The sequence below is a fragment of the Nocardia sp. NPDC001965 genome (assembly GCF_053594175.1).
Genome location: NZ_JBSFDZ010000023.1, coordinates 87,757 through 95,251, shown reverse-complemented (window position 1 = coordinate 95,251; position 7,495 = coordinate 87,757). Strand labels below are relative to the sequence as shown.

The 7,495-nt window shown below is 67.7% G+C and carries 7 protein-coding genes; 2 read left to right on the top strand and 5 right to left on the bottom strand.

Features of this window, described 5'->3' with window-relative positions; genetic code table 11:
- Nucleotides 1-469: 469 nt before the first annotated feature.
- The 5 genes from ACWCPQ_RS26135 to ACWCPQ_RS26115 form a co-directional block, all read right to left on the bottom strand.
- A complete protein-coding gene (locus tag ACWCPQ_RS26135; protein WP_449903438.1) occupies nt 470-1,456 on the bottom strand; it encodes a sulfate/molybdate ABC transporter ATP-binding protein in 987 nt (328 codons plus the stop codon).
- Between the two features lie 22 nt (nt 1,457-1,478).
- Nucleotides 1,479-2,285 (bottom strand): sulfate ABC transporter permease subunit CysW, encoded by an 807-nt coding sequence (gene cysW, locus ACWCPQ_RS26130; RefSeq protein ID WP_449903437.1) that lies wholly within the window; start codon nt 2,283-2,285, stop codon nt 1,479-1,481.
- Nucleotides 2,282-3,112 (bottom strand): sulfate ABC transporter permease subunit CysT, encoded by an 831-nt coding sequence (cysT, locus tag ACWCPQ_RS26125; RefSeq protein WP_449903460.1) that lies wholly within the window; start codon nt 3,110-3,112, stop codon nt 2,282-2,284. The genes cysW and cysT overlap by 4 nt, the downstream gene beginning before the upstream one ends.
- 87 nt (nt 3,113-3,199) lie before the next feature.
- Nucleotides 3,200-4,243: a sulfate ABC transporter substrate-binding protein gene (locus ACWCPQ_RS26120; RefSeq protein WP_449903434.1), complete on the bottom strand. Its 1,044-nt coding sequence runs from the start codon at nt 4,241-4,243 to the stop codon at nt 3,200-3,202.
- 124 nt (nt 4,244-4,367) lie between these two features.
- Nucleotides 4,368-4,577 (bottom strand): hypothetical protein, encoded by a 210-nt coding sequence (locus ACWCPQ_RS26115; RefSeq protein WP_449903431.1) that lies wholly within the window; start codon nt 4,575-4,577, stop codon nt 4,368-4,370.
- Between the two features lie 82 nt (nt 4,578-4,659).
- Here ACWCPQ_RS26115 and ACWCPQ_RS26110 point away from each other — a divergent pair, with 82 nt between their 5' ends.
- Together ACWCPQ_RS26110 and ACWCPQ_RS26105 are read left to right on the top strand one after the other, a co-directional pair.
- Nucleotides 4,660-5,322 carry a class I SAM-dependent methyltransferase gene (locus ACWCPQ_RS26110; RefSeq protein ID WP_449903428.1) on the top strand — a complete coding sequence of 221 codons (663 nt, stop codon included), beginning with the start codon at nt 4,660-4,662 and terminating at the stop codon, nt 5,320-5,322.
- Nucleotides 5,323-5,364: 42 nt separating this feature from the next.
- Nucleotides 5,365-7,356 carry a glycoside hydrolase family 15 protein gene (locus tag ACWCPQ_RS26105; RefSeq protein WP_449903426.1) on the top strand — a complete coding sequence of 664 codons (1,992 nt, stop codon included), beginning with the start codon at nt 5,365-5,367 and terminating at the stop codon, nt 7,354-7,356.
- Nucleotides 7,357-7,495: the final 139 nt, after the last annotated feature.

Below are 7,495 nucleotides of genomic sequence, written 5' to 3'. Positions count from 1 at the left end.
CTCGAGACTCGCGCCTTCGGCGCATGCGCTTCGAGGCCTGAACGGCGAGACGGGCCTCAACCCTTTGAGGTGTCTCGTAAAACTCGACTCGGGGGGTTGCGTCGGCATTCGACGGCCGGGACGGCATGTAGGCGTGCTCGTCGCGGGGCACAGTGGGCTCCGTATCTCGATTGCTTTGTTCTGGACGGCGACGAATGCGGTCGGCGGTACGCCCCACATTCCGACCGACGGGAGATCGTTCGGCTGTCGAGCGGGAAACGACCATGCGCGAACACTCACCGAACAGTCGATTCCCGGTCTACGGGATGGGGCATCATTCGTTCCCTCGCTTTCCGAACGGTCGACATCCATGGTCGGGGCCCTCCCCGGTTCTGGACTGACGGAGCGGAGGAGCGAAGCGGAGGAGCGGAGGAGGGAAGAACCGGGGTTAATAGGGCCCCGACCCGCGCCGCCGGAGGCGGCGCCAAAATTACAGCTCGGGGATGCGGGTGGCGCGGGCGTACACCGTTTCCCCTTCCGCGAGGCGCAGTGCCTCGGCGTCGCCGCGGGTGACCTGAGCTACGAACAGGTCGCCGGTGGCGGCGTTGCGCATCTCCACCCGGACCTCGAAACCGAGTCGCACCACCCGCTCGACCGTCGCGCGGGTGACTCCGGCCGATTCCGCAGTGCCCTCGTAGGCGGCCAGCGCCATATTCGAATCCCGGCCGACCCGGATATCGTGTGGCCGCACCAGGTGTCCGTTGAGGCGGGCGACCGCGCCCAGGAAGGTCATGACGAACTCGCTGGTGGGCCGGTCGTAGACGTCCTCGGGGCTGCCGACCTGTTCGATTCGGCCGGCGTTCATCACCGCGATCCGGTCGGCCACGTCCAGGGCCTCTTCTTGATCGTGGGTCACCAGCACGGTGGTGACGTGCACTTCCTCGTGCAGGCGGCGCAGCCAGGTGCGCAGATCCGCCCGGACCTTCGCGTCCAGCGCACCGAAGGGTTCGTCGAGCAGCAGGACCTGCGGGTCCACCGCCAGCGCCCGGGCCAGGGCCATGCGCTGCCGCTGTCCACCGGACAGCTGCGCCGGATACCGGTGCTGGAAGCCGTCGAGGCCGACGATGCCGAGCAGTTCGTCCACTCGTTTCGCGATCTCGTTCTTCGGCCGTTTGCGGATGGTCAGGCCGAAGGCCACGTTGTCGCGGACGGTCATATGTTTGAACGCGGCGTAGTGCTGGAAGACGAAGCCGATATCGCGTTTCTGCGGCGGTACCCGGGTCACATCCCGGCCACCGATGGTCACCACACCCGAGTCGAGGTTCTCCAGTCCCGCGATCGAGCGCAGCAGCGTCGACTTCCCGGATCCCGACGGGCCGAGCAGAGCGGTCAGTTCCCCGGACGGGATATCCAGGCTGACATCGTCGAGAGCGGCGAACGAACCGTAGTTCTTGCGCGCATTGGTCACGGTGATCACGGGCGGCCTCCGGCGTGAACGATCAAGACGACTCCCGTTTACGTTCCAGGAGCGTCATCAACAGCAGGGTCACGAGCGCGAGACCCATCAGCAGAGTGGCGGCACAGTAAGCGCCGAAATCGTTGTGGTCGTTGATGTAGCGTTCGTGCACCAGCAGGGTCAGTGTCTGCGAGACACCCGGGAACCCCGAGGACACCATGATCACCGCGCCGAATTCCCCCAGCGCCCGGGCCACGGTGAGCACCACGCCGTAGGTGAGGCCCCAGCGGATCGCGGGGACCGTGATCCGCCAGAAGGTCTGTCGGCGCGAGGCGCCCAGGGTGGCCGCCGCCTGCTCCTGGTCGTCGCCTATCTCGTGCAGTACCGGTTCCACCTCGCGCACCACGAACGGCATGGTGACGAAGATGGTCGCCAGCACCATGCCCGGTAGCGCGAAGATCACCCGGAAACCCGAATCGGTGATCGCGCCGAACCAGCCGTCCACGCCCCACAGCATGATCAGCGCGACACCGACCACCACCGGTGAGACAGCGAACGGCAGGTCCACAACACCCTGTAGCAGCCGGCGGCCGGGGAATTCGCCGCGCACCAGGGCCAACGCGATCACCACCCCGAGGATCACATTCACCGGCACGACGATCACCAGGATGATCATGGACAGATTGAAGGCCGAGATCGCGGCGGGCGTGCTGATCTGCTCGATGAACGCCCCGATTCCCTGTCCGAAGGCCCGGTACAGGATGATGCCCAGCGGCAGTACGAGCAGCACGAACAGATAGCCGAGCGCGAGCACACGCAGGGCGATCCGGCCGGGAGCGGACAGTTTCATCGAGCCTCACGTTCCTTGCGCGCCGTACGTTCCGCGAAGATCCGCAAGCCCAGCAGCGCGACGAACGCGATCACCAGCAGCGCCACCGAGACGGCCGCCGCGTTCACCGGCCGGTCGATCTCGATCTGCTGCTGGATGTACTGCGACGCCACCTGGGTCTCGCGCGGGATATTGCCGCCGATCAGCACGACCGAGCCGAATTCACCGATCGCGCGGGCGAAGGCCAGGCCACCGCCGCTGATGACGGCCGGCGCCAACGCCGGCAGGACGATCCGGCGGAAGGTCGTCCAGTTGTCGGCGCCCAGCGACAGTGCCGCCTGCTCGACCTCGCGGTCGGCTTCGATGAGCACCGGCTGCACCGACCGCACCACGAACGGCAGCGTCACGAAGGCCAACGCCACCACCAGTCCCGGCCGAGTGGCGTTGAGGTGGATATCGATCGGGCTCTGCGGCCCGTACAGGGCCAGCAACACAATGCTGGCGACAATGGTGGGCAGCGCGAACGGTAGATCGATCAGCGCGTTCACCATGCCCTTCCCCGGGAAGTCGTCACGCACCAGAACCCAGGCGATCAGGGTGCCCATCACGACGTTGACCAGCGCCACCACCAGCGAGACGAGCACTGTCACCCGCAGCGATGCCAGGGCCGCCGGATCGGTCACCGCGTTCCAGAAGCCGGACCAGCCGTCGTCGAACGCGCTGACGGTCAGCGCGGCCAGCGGCAGGAGCACGATCACACTGAGCCACAGCATGGCGGTGGCGATACCGAGCGGGCCCACCGAGCCGGTGAACCGCAGCCAGGACCGCAGCGGCCGGGAGGTCGAGATTTCCGGGCCGGCGCCGGGTGGCGCGGGCTCGATGGCAGGGCTGGTGGTCACGAGTATCGAGTATCGCGTGTGGTCCGGGTCACCCGGCTACTCGGTCGCGTTGTCGTAGGCGACGGCGATGGTGCCGGTGTCGGGAGCGAACAGATCGGCCTCCACCGTGTCCCAGCCGCCCAGGTCGGCGATGGTGTACAGGGTGGGCGGGGCCGGGAAGACCTCGGTGTACTCGGCGGCCACACCGGGATCGACCGGACGGAACCCGGCATCGGCCCAGGCACGCTGCGCCCGGGTCGTGTAGAGGAAGTCGCGGAAGGCGATCGCCTTCTCCGGATGCTGGGCGTGTTCGAGCACCGCGACCGGATTCTCGATCTTGAAGGTGGTATCGGGCACGATGTGCTCGACCGGGTCACCGTGCCGTTCGGCGAAGATCGCCTCGTTCTCGTAGCTGATCAGCACATCGCCGGTGCCCTGCAGGAACGCCTCGGTGGCTTCGCGGCCGGACTTGGGCTGCACCCGCACATTGGCCAGCATCCGGTTCAGATAGTCCACTCCGGCCTGCGGGTTGCGTCCGCCCTCACTCGCCGCCGCGTAGGGGGCGAGCAGATTCCATTTCGCGGAACCGGAACTGAACGGGTTCGGCGTGACCACCTCGACATCGGGACGTATCAGATCGTCCCAGGTCCGGATGTTCTTCGGATTCCCGGCCCGCACCACCAGGGTCACCACCGACCCGAACGGGATACCGCGGGTGGCGTCGGCGTTCCAGTCCCGATCCACCAGCCCGGCATCGACCAGGCGCGTGATATCGGGTTCCAGGGAGAAGCTCACCACATCGGCGGGCGCCCCCCGCGCGATCTTGCGCGACTGGTCCCCGGACGCACCATAGGACTGGCGCACTTCGACGCCCTCGCCCACCTCGGTCCTGTTGAACTCCGGGACCACCTCGTCGTAACCGGCCTTGGGGATCGCGTACGCGTACAGATCCACTGTGCCGCCGCTGCCGTCGGCGCCTCCGCCGCCGACCTGATCGCTCGAACCGCCCGCGCAGCCGGCCAGCATTACCGGCAACGCGACCAGTACCGCGAGCAGACGACCGGACAGCCCGCGCGTATCGCGCGCGGACAACCGTGACATACCGCTCCCGCGCACCGACTCACCGCCGGCGGGCGTGACCGCACCGTTCACCGGGTGAACAGCCAGGCGACGACGACCAGTACCAGCAGGGCCAGCAGGGCGATCTGCACCCGCGAGCGCGGCATCAGCACACCTCGCTTCCGGTATCGCGGTCACCGTCGGTCTCGTTGCGGCCCAGCGCGGCGCCCGCCGCGTGCAGCCCCCGGTCGATCAGATAGGCGATAGCGAAACTGATCGGCACCATACCCACCAGCACCACGAGGAACTGAGGGATGAACGGCAGGCCCGCCACCCACATCTCGAACCCGTCCCACCAGTCGGCAATACGCTCCACGGCGACCAGCGTAGAACACCGTCCGGCGGCCGCCCGACCCGTGTCTTGACCTCAACCCGGCTACAGGTTGCAGGCTGAACCCATGACACAGGCAGCAGAGGTATGGAACTCCGCCTACGACAACGACACCGCGCCGTGGATCATCGGCGAACCCCAGCCCGCGATCGCCGAACTGGAGCGCACCGGCCGGATCCGGGGCCGCGTCCTGGACCCGGGCACGGGTGCCGGTGAGCACACCATCGCGCTCACCGCCCTCGGCTACGACGTGCTGGGCGTCGATCTGGCACCGAGCGCCGTCGCGTATGCCCGCCGCAACGCCGCCGCCAAACAGGTGCCGGACGCACGGTTCGAGGTGGCCGATATGGTCGCTCTCGCCCGAGCCGAGGACAACCCGCTGGGCGTATTCGACACGATCGTCGACAGTGCGCTGTTCCATGTATTCGTCGAGGACCCCGCCGCCCGGGCCGACTATGTCCGGGCCCTGCACCGCCTCTGCGCACCGGGCGGTCACGTGCACATCCTGGCGCTCTCCGACGCCGAAGCCGGATTCGGCCCGCGGATCGGCGCCGATATGATCCGAGACGCCTTCGCCGGCCCCGGCTGGGACCTCGAGGAGCTGCGGTCCGACCACTACTACGGGCGGATCACCGAAGTGGTGGCCGACCAGGCCCGAGATCTCACCCCGGATGCCGATGGAAAGGTCGAGCTGGCCGCCTGGCTGGCCCGGATCCGGCGCGTCGGCTGACACGTGGTGGACGACTCGGGCCCCGGCGACCCATGATTGGGTATGCCGAGTCCCGAGCACGCGCCAACCGCAGGCATACCGGGCAACTTCCCGGCGGCCCCGCCGCCGGGGAACAACTTCCCGGCGATCGACGACTACGCCTTCCTCTCCGACTGCGAGACCACCTGCCTGATCGCCAGCAACGGGTCGGTGGAATGGATGTGCGTACCGCGCCCGGACTCACCGAGTGTGTTCGGGGCTGTGCTGGATCGCAGCGCCGGACATTTCCGGCTGGGCCCGTACGGGCGCAATGTGCCCGCCGCCCGCCGCTATCTGCCCGGCGGCATGATCCTCGAGACGACCTGGCAGACCGAAACGGGCTGGCTGATCGTCCGGGACGCACTCGTCCTGGGACCGTGGCACAGCACCGAACAGCGCAGCCGCACCCATCGGCGCACCCCGACCGACTGGGATGCCGGGCATATGCTGCTGCGCACGGTCAAATGCGTCAGCGGCACCGTCGAACTCGAGCTGAGCTGCGAGCCCTCGTTCGACTACCACCGGGCCATGGCCACCTGGGAGTACACCGGCAAGGTATACGAGGAGGCATCCGCGTTCTGCGCCGCCGACCCGACGGCCGGGCTCACCCTCACCACCGACCTGCGGCTCGGACTGGAAGGGCGGGAGGCCCGGGCACGCACCCGGATGAACGAGGGCGACTGCGCCTACGTCGCATTGACCTGGTCGGAACTGCCGGCACCGCAGACCTTCGACGAAGCCGCCGACAAGATGTGGACCACCGTCGAATGCTGGCGGCAGTGGATCACGCTCGGCGATTTCCCGGACCACCCCTGGCGCCGCTACCTGCAACGTAGCGCGCTCACCCTCAAAGGCCTCACCTACGCCCCCACCGGCGCGCTGATGGCGGCCGGTACCACCTCGCTACCGGAGGCCCCGGGCGGCGAGCGGAACTGGGACTACCGCTATTCCTGGGTGCGCGACGCCAGTTTCGCCCTGTGGGGTCTCTACACGCTGGGCCTCGACCGCGAAGCCGACGACTTCTTCGCCTTCCTGCACGACGCCACGACAGGCACCGACGGCGCGGCGGTACCGCTGCAGGTGCTGTACGGGATCGGCGGGGAACGCGATATCACCGAGAGCACGCTCGATCACCTGACCGGCTACGGCAACGCGAAACCGGTGCGGATCGGCAACGGCGCCTACAACCAGGAACAGCACGATATCTGGGGCACCATGCTCGATGCTGTCTACCTGCACGTGAAATCGCGTCAGCACGTCCCGGAAACGCTGTGGCCCATGTTGGAACGCCAGGTCGACGCCGCCATCGACAACTGGCGCCGACCCGACCGCAGCCTGTGGGAGGTGCGCGGCGAACCACAGCACTTCACGTCCTCGAAGGTGATGTGCTGGGTGGCGCTGGACCGCGGCGCGAAGATCGCCGAACTCCACGGTCAGACACATATCTCCAAGGAATGGCACCGGATCGCCGACGAGATCAGAACAGATGTACTGACGCACGGCGTGGACGACCGCGGCCGCTTCACCCAGGTGTACGGCGGCACCACCCTCGACGCCTCGCTGCTGTTGGTGGTGCTGACCCGCTTCCTACCGCCGGACGACGCCCGGGTCCGCGCGACCGTACTCGCGATCGCCGAGGAACTCACCGAAAACGGCCTGGTACTGCGATACCGGACCGAAACCACCGACGACGGCCAATCCGGTACCGAGGGCACCTTCACCATCTGTTCGTTCTGGCTGGTGTCGGCGCTGGTGGAGATCGGCGAGATCAACCGGGCCCGCAGACTGTGCGAGCGGCTGCTCAACCATGCCAGCCCACTCAAGCTGTACGCCGAGGAGATCGACCCCTACACCGGTCGGCACCTGGGCAATTTTCCCCAGGCATTCACCCACCTGGCGCTGATCAACGCGGTCACACACCTGATCCGGGCCGAGGGCTCCCAACCGGCCGGGACGTTCCGCCCGGCACACGGCAGAACCACCGGTACGCCCTGGCGCAGCCGGCCTCGGCATTAGGCGTACCTCCGCATTCGCTCCGGCCGTGCGCTCCTTGCGTACCTCCGCATTCGCTCCGGCCGTGCGCTCCTTGCGTACCTCCGCATTCGCTCCGGCCGTGCGCACCCTGCGTACCTCCGCATTCGCTCCGGCCGTGCGC